The following is a 12721-nucleotide window of genomic DNA, read 5'->3' on the forward strand; positions in this document are numbered from 1 at the left end:
GCCCAGCGGGTGCAGCCGGTCATCCACTCGCCGCCGGCTGCGTTCAGTAGAGCGTCGACTCGTGGCCCTTCTCGTACGCGCGGATGTCGGCGGCTCGACCCGTACGGATCTTCCCGGTGAACTCCGGGTCGGACATCACCGAACGGCCGAGGGCCACGAGATCGAACTCGCCCTGTTCGAACAGCTCGACGAGCGGGGCGATGCTGAGGGTCGACTGCGATTCTTCGTCGCCGCCGAGGAACGGTGCCGAGACACCGATGGAGCCGAGGGCGATAGTGGGCAGGCCGGTGAGGTGCTTCGTCCAGCCGGCGAGGGTGCGGGTCGAATCGTCGAACTCGGGCAGCCAGTAGCGGCGGGTCGAGGCGTGCAGCATCGAGACGCCGGCGTCGACGAGGGGGACGAGGATCTGGTCGAGCTCCTCGGGGGTCGAGGCGATGCGGGCGCCGTAGTCGTTGCCCTTCCACTGCGAGAAACGGAAGTCGATGGGAAAGTGGGGGCCCACCTCGGAGCGGATCGCCGAGACGACCTCGGCCGCGAGCTGCGAGCGGTTCGAAGTCGATCCGCCGAAACGGTCGCCGCGACGGTTCGTCTTCGACCAGAGGAACTGGTCGAGCAGGTAGCCGTGCGCTCCGTGCAGCTCGATACCGTCGAAGCCGATGCGCTGTGCGTCCAGAGCACCCTGCACGAACGCCGCGATGATGTCGTCGATGTCCTTCGTCGACGCGGCCTCGCCCTTGGCCGAACCATCGGAGCGCAGACCGGAGGGGCTGATCACGGGAGCCTCCGGATGCGGAGCGGCTCCCTCCGACCGCGTCACGCCCAGGTGCCAGAGCTGCGGAAAGATGCGCCCTCCCTCGGCGTGCACTGCGTCGACGACCCTCTTCCAGCCCGCAAGCGCCGCGTCGCCGTAGAAGAGCGGGATGCGGTCGCTCGATCCGGCGGACGGATGATCGATGTAGGTTCCCTCGGTGACGATCAGCCCGAGGCCGGCGGCCCGGCGCGCATAGTAGTCGCGCACATCGTCGCCCGGAACGCCGTCGGGTGAGAACGCCCGGGTCATCGGCGCCATCACGAACCTGTTCGACAGAGTCAGCTCGCCCGCGGTGAAGGGTGTGAAGAGAGGCGCGGGGTCGATGCCGTCGAGGAGGGTGCCGATGAGAGGGTCGGTGGTGGTGGTGGTCGCGTTCGTCATAGGGGGTCGAACGCGAGAGGGTTGCGGATGATTCCCCGGGCTGCAGGCGGCGGATGCGGGATCAAGGCTCGCGGGGGCGGGGCGGGCGGAGTGCGGGGCGGGTGCGGGGCGGCACTGCGGACGGGGTGCGGGGAGGGCGGGATACGGGCAGGGTGCGGGGGGTGCGGGGTGGGCGGGTCAGGCGGGCTGGCAGTGCGGGCACCACCAGGTCCGGCGCTGCTCGGGGTCGGCGCGCACCTCCTCCCTGACCCGGATGATCGTGCCGCAGCGCAGGCACGGCCGGCCGGCCCGACCCGCCACCCAGTGGCTCTCTCCGCGCACCTGTCGCCCGGTGGTGACCTGGTACATGCCCGGCACGGTCGCCGAGATGCGCAGGGCGCGCGCCGCCAGCGCGACCAGCGCATCGAGGTCGACATCACGGACGGGGGCGAACGGATGCACGCCCCGGAGGAACGCGACCTCGTTCACCCAGAGGTTTCCGAGCCCGGCGAGGTTTCGCTGATCGAGCAGCGCGACGACGAGTGCCCGGTCGGGCTCGCGTGCCAGTCGCCGGACGGCCTCCCGGGCATCCCAGTCGGCCCGCAGCGGATCAGGCCCCAGATGACCGATGACGTCACCCTCCCGCCGGGTGGGGAACAGCTCGACCACGGGCATGTCGATACCCCAGGCGGTGCGACCGTCTGCGAATCGCAGGCGCACGCGCACGGTCGCGACCACGTTCCGCGGGAGGGTGCGGCCGGGCCGCGTGATGCTCCAGCTGCCCTGCATGCGCAGATGGGTGTGCAGGGTGGTCGCGTCGTCGAAACGGGTGAGCAGATGCTTGCCGTGCGTATCGATCTCGGTCACCGTGACGCCTGTGAGGCGGTGGCCGGCCTGCGGGCCCGACCTCAGCTCTCCCTCGACGACCTGCCCGCCGACCAGGGCCGTGCGCAGCCGCGCGGCGAGGCGGTGAACGCTGTCTCCCTCGGGCACCCGAGAACCGTAACACCGGGCGCCGACACCGGATGCTGCGGGCCGCCGTCAGAGCGTACGGGGGTTGCCGTACTCGTAGAAACCGCCGCGCGTGACCGATTGCGTCAGCAGCTCCCAGGCCTCCCCCTGGAAGCGGAGGATGCGTTCGGGCTCACCGTCGCTGCCCCGGGGCAGCGCCACCTGCACGCCGTGCGCCGCGGTGTTCGTCCCCCGCAGCAGGAGCGCGTACGGCGCGGTGCCCGGGTCGCCGGAGGAATCGGGTCCCGGGGTGTCGGGCGGAAAGTCGGTCGCTGCAGTGTCGGTCATCGCGCCCACCCTACGCCGCACCGCTGGGCGCCAGGGCGGTCACTGCAGGTAGGCGTTCACGAACAGGTCGCCGCGGAGTTCCCGCAGCGTCTCGATGATGCGCTCGATCAGTGTTGCGGTCACTCCCCCGGCGACCAGATCATGGTCGCCGAGCGGTTGCAGCTTGCCGCAGCGCACCCGGATCACCTCCCACCCGACCTCCCGCAGCAAACGGTCCTTGCGGCGGTCGGCAGCCTCCCGGGTACCCACGTGTTCCAGACCGAACTTTCCGATCGTGTCGTACTCGATCGCTACCCGCAGCTCGGGCATGACGATGTCGGGCCAGACCTCGCTGTGCGTGAAGAACGCCCGCCGAACCTTCACCGCGTTGAACGCCCGGAGGTCGAGATCGAGCCGCGCTGCGAGCCGCTGCCGCAGCTCTCCCTCTGCTGCGGAGGCGGGTCGGGGCGCACGTCCGCTGTGGAATGCCTCACCCGGCGCCGGCGACCTCACCGCGCACGAACCGGCCGGCGCGGACGCGTGCGGCGGGGCCGGGTCGACCCTGCTCGGGCGTTCTGCCGCGACCGCGGAACGCGGCATCCCGTCAGCTGCCTGCCGGGACGACGCCGGTCTTGTCGCCACACGCCCGGGCGCTGCCTGCCCGGCGGCGGGGGCATCAGCGCGGGTCACGATGCGCTTCGGGGCTGCCAGCGCGAGGCACTCCGGGCACCAGGATGACCGGCGGCGCACCCGCCCGGGGCGATGGCGTTGCTCGTCGGGCGTCGCTACGAAGAGGTGGCCGGCGTCGCACTGCCAGGTGAGGTAGACCTCGGCGGCCGGCGGAATCTGCGTCAGCGTGATGTTGCGGTTGAGATCGGGGTGGAACTGCCGCGCGAGCACGGGGTACCGTTCCCACTCCGAGCGGTAGGCGCCGATCGGATAGGGCACCGCCAGTCCCTTGGAACGCTGCCGCCTCGACCACCACGCCTCGATGTTCTCCGGCATCCGGCCCCCTCTCCGCGGCGAACGTATCCGCACCCTCCGACATCGGCTCGCGGCACGGCGGGTGGAGGAGCGGCGGAGCGGCGGGGGGTACGGATGGGCGGTGGGGTGGGAGGTGGGGTGGGAGGGCGGCCAGCGCGCGGCGGGCCGGACCGCCGGTGGGGATGGGAGGGCGGCCAGCGCGCGACGGGCCGGACCGCCGGTTGGGGGTGGGAGGGCGGCCAGCGCGCGGCGGGCCGGGCCGCCGGTCAGGCGTTGCCGAGGGCAGCCAGCGCGCGGCGGGCAGTGCTGCCGAGACCCCAGGTCGACGCGAAGTCGGCTGCGGCGCCCAGGCGGGATTGCGAGAGGGGGCTGATGCGGGCATCCACGTCGCCGAAATCGAGGTCGCGAACGACTTCGACGACGCGCGGGGCCACCTCGAGGTAGGCGGATGCCGCGCTGAGCTTCGAGCGCACCGATGCGCTCACGGTCGAACGGGCATCCTGGGCCGCGTCGATGATGCCGGCGAGGTCGCCGTGCTCGCCCAGCAGAGTGCTCGCCGTCTTCTCTCCGATGCCGGCCACACCCGGAAGCCCGTCGGAGGCGTCGCCGCGCAGCACAGCGAAGTCCACGTACTGCCGGGGGGTGATGCCGTACTTCTTCTGGATCACGCTGTCGGTCACCACCTCGAGCCGGCTCATGCCGCGGGCGGTGTAGATGACGCGAACGCCTTTCGCATCGTCCACCAGCTGGAACAGGTCTCGGTCGCCGGTGACGACATCGACAGGGCCGGATGCCTGGCTCGCGAAACTCCCGATGATGTCGTCGGCCTCATGGTCGGCCACTCCCACGATCGGTACGCCGTAGACCTCGAGCATCTGCCGAATGAGAGGGAGCTGCTGGGTGAGTTGCTCGGGAACCTCCTCGACGTCGACCCCGCCGTCGACCTCCTCGGCCACACGGTGCTGCTTGTAGCTCGGAATGAGGTCGACCCGCCACTGGGGGCGCCAGGCGTCATCCCAGCAGGCGATCAGCGAAGTGGGCCCGAACTCGGACACCAGCTTGGTGATCATGTCGAGCAGGCCGCGCACGGCGTTGATCGGTGATCCGTCGGGCGCACGGACCGTGTCGGGCACTCCGTAGAAGGCGCGAAAGTAGAGGGAGGCGGTATCCAGGAGCATCAGTCGCTCAGTCACCCCCCGATCATCCCACGCCCCGCCCGCCTCGTAGGATGAAACCCTCCGCGCCGAACTCCCCGGCCGGCCGTTCGAGAGGCGCACCGATGCGAGTTGTCGCATACATCCTGACCATCGTCATTGCGACCGCCCTGATGCTCGGCGGCACCCTGGTGGTCGCGTTCAACACCCCGCGGCCCCTCACCGGCAGCACACTCGCCATCGCGCTCGCGGTCGGCGCGATCTCGGTCTTCATCTATGGCCCGGTGCTGCTCGGCTCTCTCACCGCCTACTGGAACGTACGGAGGTCCGACGACGCCAAGCGGTACTTCCGCCGCTTCACGCTCGTCGTACTGGGTCTGGATGTGCTCGGGGTCGCAGCGATCATCCTGTACAGCGTGATCACGGGCGCACCCCTCTGGATTCCCGTGCTCTTCATCGTCGTGGCCGCCGTTCTGATGGTCGCGGCGCGGCTGGTCGGTCCCTGGTTGCTGCGGCGCGATGAGGCCAGGCCGCATCCGAAAGACGACTGGCGCCCCATCGAGCACCGCGAGATCATGCGCAAGATCGTCATCATCGCCGCGACCTTCGCCGGGTTCCTGGTGATCGGCCTGGTCGTCTTCGGGGCGGTGCTGCAGGCCCGTGCCGACCTCTCGGGGTTCGGCCGCGCGCTGCTGACGTCTGCGCAGTTCGCCAGCATCGCCTCGGCGTTCGCCGGCATCATCGTCTCGCTCCCGCTGAACAGGCAGCTCCGCAGCATCACCGACCGCGACCTGGGGCTGACGCGCAAATTCGGCATGGTCGTGCTGCGTCGGAAGAGTATCGAGTTGGATGATCGGGAGACAACCCTGGCGACGAAATACGCCGCGGTGATGAGCGTCATCCTGTCCTTCCAGATCGGCTATTTCGTGCTGCTCTATCTCGGGCTGGGACTCGGGCAGGTGCAGTCGATCGCGTCGGGGCGCACCTCGCCCTTCGCCATCGGGCTTCCCCTGTTCCTCGTCGTCGCGCTGCTCGTTCTGGTGCCGCTGTTGGTCGTGCGCATCCGCCGCGCCCGCCGGTATGCGGCGGAGCATGCGCACCTTCTGACCGACGCACCGGGCCCGGTGGCATCGTGACCAGCTCCCGCCCGCTCACCAGGCTCGGCTTCCTCACCATCGGGTTCTTCGACGAGCATGACCCGTACGGTGGCCACGAGGGCACCCTGCAGATCATCGAGCTGGGCGAGCAACTCGGCTACGACAGCGCCTGGCTGCGGGACCGCCACCTGCAGTTCGGCATCTCCTCCCCCGTCGCCGTGCTCGCGGCCGCCTCCCAGCGCACCCGCCACATCGAGCTGGGCACGGCGGTCATCCCGCTCGGCTTCGAGAACCCCTTCCGCCTCGCCGAAGACCTCGCCACCGTGGATGTGCTGAGCCGCGGCCGCCTCAACCCGGGCTTCAGCGTGGGACCTCCCACCCACTTCGATGCGATCAGGGAGCATCTCTTCCCCGACTCGTTCGACACCGAGAACTTCGGCCGCGAACGCCTCGAACGGTTGCTCGCGAACCTCCGCGGCGAGTCGGTGAGCACGTTCGCCGGCACCGAGGGCATCGAGGCGTACTCCCCGCGCATCCAGCCGTTCGCACAGGGTCTCGCCGAGCGCATCTGGTACGGGGCCGCCGGGCTCGAGTCCGCCGGGTGGGCCGGCGAGCAGGGCCTCAACCTGCTCAGCAGCAGCGTGGTCCGGGCCGAGGAAGACGACGACTTCGCCCGCATCCAACGGGCGCAGATCGACCTGTTCCGTTCGAAGCATCCGCTCGGCGACGCGGCCAGGGCCTCGCAGGGGCTCGTCGTGATCCCGACAGACAGCGCGACGCCCGACCAGCGCGCGAGGTATCACGCCTACGCTGAGAGCCGCTTCGCGAGAACCCTCACCCCGCAGGGCCCCGGGCGCATCCTGTTCACCCCCGACATCGTCGGAACGTCGGAGGAGATCGCGGATGCCCTGCGAGCGCATGCCGGATTCCAGGCGGTCGACGAGGTGGTGTTCGCCCTGCCGTTCTCGTTCGAGCACGAGGACTATGTGCAGATCGTGACCGACATCGCCCAGCACCTCGCGCCGCTCCTGGGTTGGGCGCCCGCAGCGCGCTAGCGGCACCCTTTCGCGGTGTCGGCCGTGCGTGCCAAGCTGGGCGCATGACCGCTGACATCCCCACCGACTACCTCCACCTGCTCGAAGACCCGAACTACGGCTCACTCGGAACGGTGCGACCCGACAACACCGTGCAGGTGAGCCCGATGTGGTACCTGTTCGACGCCGGGGCCCAGACACTGCGCTTCACCCACACGACGAAGCGGGCGAAGTTCCGCAACCTGCAGCAGAACCCGTCGATGAGTCTCGCCGTGTTCGACCCGTCGAACCCGTTCCGCTACCTGGAGGTGCGCGGCAGCCTCAGTGAGGTCATCCCCGACCCCACCGGTGCGTTCTACGTCGTGCTCGGCAAGCGCTACGGCAACCCCGAGCAGACCCCGCCGCCCGACTCCGCCGACCGCGTCATCCTCGTGATGAGCCTCGAACACAGCGTTCACCAGTAGGGCCCCACGGCCGTGAGAAGTCGTCGAGCCGGTCTCGCACGGTGGATGCTCGTGGTTGCCGTTCTGGGTACGGCCGGCTGTTCACCGCTCGCGCCCCTCGGCCCGCCCGCACCCTCTCCCGCTCCGCCGTCCGTCGTCTCGACACGGGCCGTCACCGGGTTCGTCCCGCTGCCTCTCACCGACCTCACGCAGGCCGACGTCGACCGTCTGCAGAACTCGTACATGACCGGCGAGTTCGCGTGTGAAGCCCGCGGGGCCTTCGCAGACGTCAGCGCAGGTTCTGAGGTACAGCTCCTCGACACCCGGGGCACCGTGCTGGCCAGCACGACCCTCGGTGACGGCACGGTCGAACCGCTCTTCGGCAGCGTCGACACGAGCCAGGGGCTGTGCTTCTTTCCGTTCACCTTCCCCTCTGTGACCATCGACCAGGCTCTCTTCCGTATTCACGTCGGCGACGCGGGCCGCGCCTCCTTCGGGTTCGCCGAATCGGCGATCAGGCGCGGGCCGATCATCGAGATCAGGTAGGCCGACGTTCAAGCCCCGTCGGTTGACGGGGGGCATCCGGGTGCGGCACCGTGTAGTGCACGCCGCACCACACCCGGGGGACCCATGGACGCACACGACATCCGCACCGCCTATCTGCGGTTCCAGCGCGACCGGGGCCACGTCGCCATCGCGCGGGCGAACCTCGTTCCGCAGGGCGACGGCAGCACGCTGTTCACCGGCAGCGGCATGCAGGCCCTGCTGCCGTACCTCCTCGGCGAACACCACCCGGAGGGCATCAGGCTCGCCGACAGCCAGCCGTGCCTCCGTGCCCAGGACATCGAGGAGGTCGGCGACAACCGCCACACCACCTTCTTCGAGATGCTCGGCAACTGGAGCCTCGGCGACTACTTCAAAGAGCAGCAGATCCGCGCGTTCTTCACGTTCCTGGTGGATGTCGTCGGCCTCGACCCGACGAAGCTCGCGGTCAGCTGCTTCCTCGGCGACGACAAGTACGGCATCCCCCGCGACGACGAGGCGGCGTCGATCTGGCAGTCGGTGTTCGCCGAGCGGCTCCCCTCCCGCGGCGGCCTCCCCGCCGCGCGCCCGCCGCGCTCCGCAACGGACACGACTCCGGGGATCTTCGGCAGATACGGCGGCAGATCGCCGAAACTGAGTCCGTTGCGCTCCGAGGGGGAAGGGACGGGGCGCCGCGCGCCCGCCGCGCTCCGCAACGGACACGATTCCGGCGGCCCCCGGCAGATACAGCGGCGGATCGCCGGAATGGCGCCCATTGCGCGCGGGTGTGCGACGCGCAGTCGCGTGGCGCGGCGCGGCGCGGCGCGCGGTCGCGTGGCGCGGCGCGGCGCGGCGCGCGGGCGCAGCGGGCGGAGCGCGGAGCGGGGGGGGCGGGGTCAGTCCGCGAAGACGCCGCGCAGCGGGGTGTTCGCGGCTGTGTTCCGCAGCGACGCCAGGGGGTGGGCGTACACCGTCTGTTTGATCGCTCGGAGGGTGGCCGTATCCTTCCCCACGAGGGCCGCGGCAACCGTGATCGCGCGGTCGACCGCGGCGTCGGCCGGAGCCACGTCGTCGACAATGCCGGCCCGCCGGGCATCCGGAGCCGCGTAGCGCGTGCCGAACAGCATCGCGTCGCGAGCGGTCTGCGGGCTGAGCTTGCCGCTGACGAGGTCGGCCATGCCCGGCGTGAACGGAATGCGGATGTCGATCTCGGGAAGGCAGATGAACCCCCGGTCTTCACGCATGACACGAAAGTCGTGAGCGATCGCGAGCATCGCGCCTGCGGCGTAACAGTGCCCCTGCACCGCGGCGACCGTCGGCAGGCTCGACTCCAGCACCCGTGCGAGCAGCTCGTGCACATCCGCGAGCAGGGCGCCGGACTCGGCGCGGTGCGCGGTGATCCACTCGAGGTCGAGCCCGTTCGAGAAGAACTTGCCGGTGCCCGCGGTGACCAGCGCGGCAGCATCCGTCGCCGCCTCGGCCTCGTCGAGCAGCCGCAGGTAGTCGCCGACCCAGCCCGGGTCGAACCGGTTTTCACCCTCGTCGAGACGAATCACGAAGACCTCTCCGATGCGATCCAACTCCATGCGGTTCCTCCGTGTCGACTGCGGTGTCCTTTCCTCCACCGTACCCACTCGGCGGCGGATCCGGATGCCCGGCAGGGTGGGCGCGGACGGCGGCGATCCGGCGCAGGTCGCGGCGGCGATCCGGCGCGGGCGCGGCGCCCGGGGTTCGCTGGCTCAGGCCTTCGCGAACTGCTCCGCGTCGAAGGCGGCCTGACCGTCGCCCGCACCCGGCTCCGCACTCTTCTCCGACCGCACGAACCCGATGCCGACGAGAATGAGCGCCCCACCGACGAGCTGCCCCACGGAGAGCTGCTCGCCGAGCAGCAGCCACGCGTAGAACGTCGCCGCCACCACCTCGAGCAGCCCGACGAACGAGGCGAGGCGTGACCCGAGCATCTCACTCGCGGCGATGCTCGTCGCGTAGGCGATCGCCGTGCTCACCACGCCCACGATCAGCAGCGGAAGCCACCACGGGGCCTGCCCGCCGAACAGCGACACCTCACCGAACGTCGCGGTGAAGGGCAGTACGCCCGTCAGCCCGACGAGACCGAGCACGACTCCGCCCAGCACCAGCCCGAACCCGGCGAGCGCCACGGCGGGCAACCCGTCGCTCGGCCGCGCCGCGATGACGTAGTAGAGGGCACAGCCGACCATCGCGACCAGCGCGAAGACGAGGCCCAGGGCATCCATCGACCCGCCACCGCCCGGAGACACGACCAGCACCAGACCGACGAGCGCCACGCCCGACCCGACGAGCACTACGACCTTCGGTCGGCGCCGGCTGATCGCCCAGACGCTCGCGACGAGCAGCAGCGGCGCCATGTATTCGATCAGGATGCCCGTTCCCACCGGTATGCGCTGGATCGCGGCGAAGTACACCACCTGCGTGCCGGCCACCCCCACCAGTGCCATCGCGAGTACGCGCCAGCGCGCCCGCCAGAGCGCATCCCACCGCCCGCGGAGCGAGAACACCGCGAACGGCAGCAGCACCACGCCGCCGACGAGGGCGCGAACCGTGACGGCGGCGGCCGGGCTCCAACCGGCCTCGAGCAACGGCTTGATGAAGGCCCCCGAGGCACCGAACGTGGCGGCGGCCAGCACGGCGATGACCAGGCCGGTCGACGTCGATGGCTTCATGGAGGGCTCCTCGCGGTGTGTGTTGCGGCTGTCTGGTAGTGACGCTAGTGTGTCCGGGAGTAAGGAGTCAATTTGCATTTCACCCCTGACACCGAGGACGCTCTGGGCTTCACCGTCGATCTGCTGAACACCGTCGCCGGTGCCACCAGGAGCGGCCTCGACGAATTGTCGACGACCGAACAGCTCGGCGTGATGCTGGCGTCGTGGCAGTACTCCGGCCGCATCGATCACGACGGGGCCGAGCTCGCCGAGGTGCGGCTCACACGTGAGCGCCTGCGCCGCATCTGGCTGCTCGACCGTGACGACGCCGTGCCCGAAGTCAACGCAATGCTCTCCGACGCGGGCGCTCTGCCCCACCTTGTTCGACACGACAACCTCGACTGGCACCTGCACGCCACCGACCCTGAAGCTCCGCTGGCCGAGCGCATCCGGGTCGAGGTCGCCCTCGCGATCGTCGATGTGATCCGCAGCGATGAGAACTCCCGGCTGCGCGCCTGCGACGCCTTCGACTGCGACGGGCTGCTGCTCGACCTCTCCCGCAACGGGTCGAAGCGCTTCTGCAGCGTGCGCTGCGGCAACCGGATGAACATGGTGGCGTTCCGCGAACGCGCCGCCCGGGCGTGACACCGCCCGAAAACGAGGGTCGGCTCAGAGCCCCAGCTCGCTCAACCCCGGGTGATCGACCGGGCGGGGCCCCGGCGCCTCCCAGCGGAAGAGCCGCTCCGACCCGTCGATAGCTCGATCGTTGATGCTGGCGTGCCGGATGCTCATCAGCCCCTGCTCGCTGAACTCCCAGTTCTCGTTGCCGTGCGACCGAAACCACTGCCCAGCCGCGTCGTGCCACTCATAGACGAAGCGCACCGCGATGCGGTGGTCACCGAAAGCCCAGACCTCCTTGATCAGGCGGTAGTCGTTCTCGCGCGCCCATTTCGCCGTGAGGAACTCGACGATCTCGCCGCGTCCGTCGAGGAAGACGTCGCGGTTGCGCCAGCGGCTGTCTTCGGTGTACGCCAGCGAGACCCGGGCCGGGTCACGGGAATTCCACGCATCCTCGGCCTTGCGGGCTTTCTCGATCGCGGTCTGCAGGGTGAAAGGCGGAACGGGGGGCCGGGTTTCCATGTGGCCATTGTGACTCACCGGCAGGGCAGCCTGATAGCGCCCGGCAACCTCAGGCCCGCAGCGCGCTCCGCACGAGCTCGAGCGCCTCGTCGTCGCCCAGCTGCAACTGGCGCACCCGCTCCACGAACGCGAGCGCGGCCGCGTGCCCCTGGCGCGTACGCCCGTCGCCGCTCGCCGCAATGAACGAGCCGTTGCGGCCGCGGGTCTCGATGACCTCATCGCGCTCCAGCTCGCGGTAGCTGCGGGCGACGGTGTTGGTGGCCACGGCCAGCTGGTCGGCGAGCGCTCGTACGGTGGGCAGCTTCGTTCCGGGAACCAGGATGCCCGCCAGAACCGCCTCGACGACCTGCAGTCGCACCTGCTCGTAGGGCGCCTCGGGTGCCGACGGGTTGATGTGCAGATCGAGCCCGGGATTCTGCGCGGAGGGGGTGGATGCGGCCATGCCGCCACGCTACCGCGCCGCCCTCCCGCAACCCTCACTCAACCCTCCTGCAACCCTCCGGCAACCCTCCGGATCGCTGGAAGCCGGAATATCCGCACGACCTCCGACCGTTGCTTACTTCATGACAACTATTGGAATCATCGGAGCAGGACACATCGGCAGCCAGGTCGCACGCGCGGCGATCACGGCGGGCTACGACGTCGTCATCAGCAACTCGCGGGGCCCCGAGACCCTCGCCGACCTCGTCGCCGACCTCGGACCAAAAGCCCGCGCGGCCACCGCCACAGAGGCTGCGGAAGCCGCCGACTTCGCCGTCGTGACGGTTCCCCTGAAGGCCTACGAGGCCGTGCCCGTCGAGCCCCTCGCCGGCAAGATCGTGATCGACACCAACAACTACTACTTCGAGCGCGACGGCCAGATCCCCGCCCTCGACAACGGACTCGACACCGTCTCGGGCATGCTGCAGCGTCACCTCCCCGACAGCAGGGTCGCCAAGGGCTTCAACCACATCATGGCGAAGGACATCACGACCGACGGCAAGCCCGCCGGCAGTGACGACCGCCGCGCCCTCGCCACATCGAGCGACTTCGAAGATGCCGCCGAGCTCGTGAACACCCTCTACGACGAGATCGGTTTCGACACCGTCAACGTGGGCCCGCTCTCAGAGAGCTGGCGCGTCGAGCGCGACCAGCCCGCCTACGTCGTGCGCCAGAACAAGCACGAGCTGGTCGAGAACCTCACGAAGGCCGTGCGCGCCACCCCGACCGCCGAGTAA

15 protein-coding genes and 1 pseudogene are annotated in these 12721 nt (G+C 69.9%); 7 read left to right on the forward strand and 9 right to left on the reverse strand.

What is annotated here, in order from left to right; all coding sequences use genetic code 11:
* Positions 1-43: 43 nt before the first annotated feature.
* The 5 genes from B7R24_RS13275 to B7R24_RS13295 all read right to left on the reverse strand — a co-directional run bounded on the left by B7R24_RS13275 (position 44) and on the right by B7R24_RS13295 (position 4626).
* Entirely contained in the window at positions 44-1192 is a 1149-nt protein-coding gene (locus tag B7R24_RS13275; protein WP_116419443.1) for an NADH:flavin oxidoreductase, read from the reverse strand.
* 177 nt (positions 1193-1369) lie between these two features.
* Entirely contained in the window at positions 1370-2164 is a 795-nt protein-coding gene (locus tag B7R24_RS13280; RefSeq protein ID WP_116419444.1) for a DNA-formamidopyrimidine glycosylase family protein, read from the reverse strand.
* A gap of 48 nt (positions 2165-2212) precedes the next feature.
* Entirely contained in the window at positions 2213-2470 is a 258-nt protein-coding gene (locus tag B7R24_RS13285; protein WP_116419445.1) for a hypothetical protein, read from the reverse strand.
* Positions 2471-2509: 39 nt separating this feature from the next.
* The gene (locus B7R24_RS13290) at positions 2510-3454 is read right to left on the reverse strand and encodes a zinc-ribbon domain-containing protein (RefSeq protein WP_116419446.1); all 945 of its coding nucleotides are present in this window, start codon (positions 3452-3454) and stop codon (positions 2510-2512) included.
* A 245-nt stretch (positions 3455-3699) separates the two neighbouring features.
* Positions 3700-4626 carry a 5'-3' exonuclease gene (locus tag B7R24_RS13295; protein WP_116419447.1) on the reverse strand — a complete coding sequence of 309 codons (927 nt, stop codon included), beginning with the start codon at positions 4624-4626 and terminating at the stop codon, positions 3700-3702.
* Between the two features lie 86 nt (positions 4627-4712).
* Between B7R24_RS13295 and B7R24_RS13300 the strand changes: the two genes are divergently transcribed.
* The 5 genes and pseudogenes from B7R24_RS13300 to B7R24_RS18135 form a co-directional block, all read left to right on the forward strand.
* On the forward strand, positions 4713-5723 hold the full coding sequence (locus B7R24_RS13300; protein ID WP_116419448.1) for a hypothetical protein: 1011 nt from the start codon (positions 4713-4715) through the stop codon (positions 5721-5723).
* Positions 5717-6739: an LLM class flavin-dependent oxidoreductase gene (locus B7R24_RS13305; protein ID WP_116419449.1), complete on the forward strand. Its 1023-nt coding sequence runs from the start codon at positions 5717-5719 to the stop codon at positions 6737-6739. The genes B7R24_RS13300 and B7R24_RS13305 overlap by 7 nt, the downstream gene beginning before the upstream one ends.
* 44 nt (positions 6740-6783) lie before the next feature.
* Positions 6784-7182: a PPOX class F420-dependent oxidoreductase gene (locus tag B7R24_RS13310; protein ID WP_116419450.1), complete on the forward strand. Its 399-nt coding sequence runs from the start codon at positions 6784-6786 to the stop codon at positions 7180-7182.
* A 12-nt stretch (positions 7183-7194) separates the two neighbouring features.
* Positions 7195-7707 (forward strand): hypothetical protein, encoded by a 513-nt coding sequence (locus B7R24_RS13315; RefSeq protein WP_147304041.1) that lies wholly within the window; start codon positions 7195-7197, stop codon positions 7705-7707.
* Positions 7708-7791: 84 nt separating this feature from the next.
* Positions 7792-8217: pseudogene (locus B7R24_RS18135) on the forward strand (alanine--tRNA ligase-related protein); the annotation flags it as partial.
* Between the two features lie 362 nt (positions 8218-8579).
* On the opposite strand, the gene B7R24_RS18140 reads toward B7R24_RS18135, so the two are convergent.
* Both B7R24_RS18140 and B7R24_RS13330 read right to left on the reverse strand, forming a co-directional pair.
* Positions 8580-9269 (reverse strand): enoyl-CoA hydratase/isomerase family protein, encoded by a 690-nt coding sequence (locus B7R24_RS18140; protein ID WP_116419452.1) that lies wholly within the window; start codon positions 9267-9269, stop codon positions 8580-8582.
* 153 nt (positions 9270-9422) lie between these two features.
* Positions 9423-10385 carry an EamA family transporter gene (locus B7R24_RS13330; protein WP_116419453.1) on the reverse strand — a complete coding sequence of 321 codons (963 nt, stop codon included), beginning with the start codon at positions 10383-10385 and terminating at the stop codon, positions 9423-9425.
* Positions 10386-10457: 72 nt separating this feature from the next.
* On the opposite strand from B7R24_RS13330, the gene B7R24_RS13335 reads away from it, so the two are divergent.
* Positions 10458-11009, forward strand: a complete 552-nt coding sequence (locus B7R24_RS13335; protein WP_116419454.1) for a CGNR zinc finger domain-containing protein — start codon at positions 10458-10460, stop codon at positions 11007-11009.
* 24 nt (positions 11010-11033) lie between these two features.
* On the opposite strand, the gene B7R24_RS13340 is transcribed toward B7R24_RS13335, so the two are convergent.
* Both B7R24_RS13340 and B7R24_RS13345 read right to left on the reverse strand, forming a co-directional pair.
* On the reverse strand, positions 11034-11504 hold the full coding sequence (locus tag B7R24_RS13340) for a DUF1348 family protein (protein WP_116419455.1): 471 nt from the start codon (positions 11502-11504) through the stop codon (positions 11034-11036).
* Between the two features lie 49 nt (positions 11505-11553).
* Positions 11554-11946: a GntR family transcriptional regulator gene (locus B7R24_RS13345; RefSeq protein ID WP_116419456.1), complete on the reverse strand. Its 393-nt coding sequence runs from the start codon at positions 11944-11946 to the stop codon at positions 11554-11556.
* A 121-nt stretch (positions 11947-12067) separates the two neighbouring features.
* Here B7R24_RS13345 and B7R24_RS13350 point away from each other — a divergent pair, with 121 nt between their 5' ends.
* On the forward strand, positions 12068-12721 hold the full coding sequence (locus B7R24_RS13350; RefSeq protein ID WP_116419457.1) for an NADPH-dependent F420 reductase: 654 nt from the start codon (positions 12068-12070) through the stop codon (positions 12719-12721).

It is taken from the genome of Subtercola boreus, assembly GCF_003399645.1.
Classification (GTDB): domain Bacteria; phylum Actinomycetota; class Actinomycetes; order Actinomycetales; family Microbacteriaceae; genus Subtercola; species Subtercola boreus_A.

What these genes read in the sequence shown, in the direction of transcription:
- B7R24_RS13345 (WP_116419456.1), bottom strand. Translation starts at nt 11,946, where the DNA reads ATGGCCGCATCCACCCCCTCCGCGCAGAATCCCGGGCTCGATCTGCAC.
- B7R24_RS13300 (WP_116419448.1), top strand. Translation starts at nt 4,713, where the DNA reads ATGCGAGTTGTCGCATACATCCTGACCATCGTCATTGCGACCGCCCTG.
- B7R24_RS13290 (WP_116419446.1), bottom strand. Translation starts at nt 3,454, where the DNA reads ATGCCGGAGAACATCGAGGCGTGGTGGTCGAGGCGGCAGCGTTCCAAG.
- B7R24_RS13330 (WP_116419453.1), bottom strand. Translation starts at nt 10,385, where the DNA reads ATGAAGCCATCGACGTCGACCGGCCTGGTCATCGCCGTGCTGGCCGCC.
- B7R24_RS18140 (WP_116419452.1), bottom strand. Translation starts at nt 9,269, where the DNA reads ATGGAGTTGGATCGCATCGGAGAGGTCTTCGTGATTCGTCTCGACGAG.
- B7R24_RS13340 (WP_116419455.1), bottom strand. Translation starts at nt 11,504, where the DNA reads ATGGAAACCCGGCCCCCCGTTCCGCCTTTCACCCTGCAGACCGCGATC.
- B7R24_RS13350 (WP_116419457.1), top strand. Translation starts at nt 12,068, where the DNA reads ATGACAACTATTGGAATCATCGGAGCAGGACACATCGGCAGCCAGGTC.
- B7R24_RS13275 (WP_116419443.1), bottom strand. Translation starts at nt 1,192, where the DNA reads ATGACGAACGCGACCACCACCACCACCGACCCTCTCATCGGCACCCTC.
- B7R24_RS13285 (WP_116419445.1), bottom strand. Translation starts at nt 2,470, where the DNA reads ATGACCGACACTGCAGCGACCGACTTTCCGCCCGACACCCCGGGACCC.
- B7R24_RS13310 (WP_116419450.1), top strand. Translation starts at nt 6,784, where the DNA reads ATGACCGCTGACATCCCCACCGACTACCTCCACCTGCTCGAAGACCCG.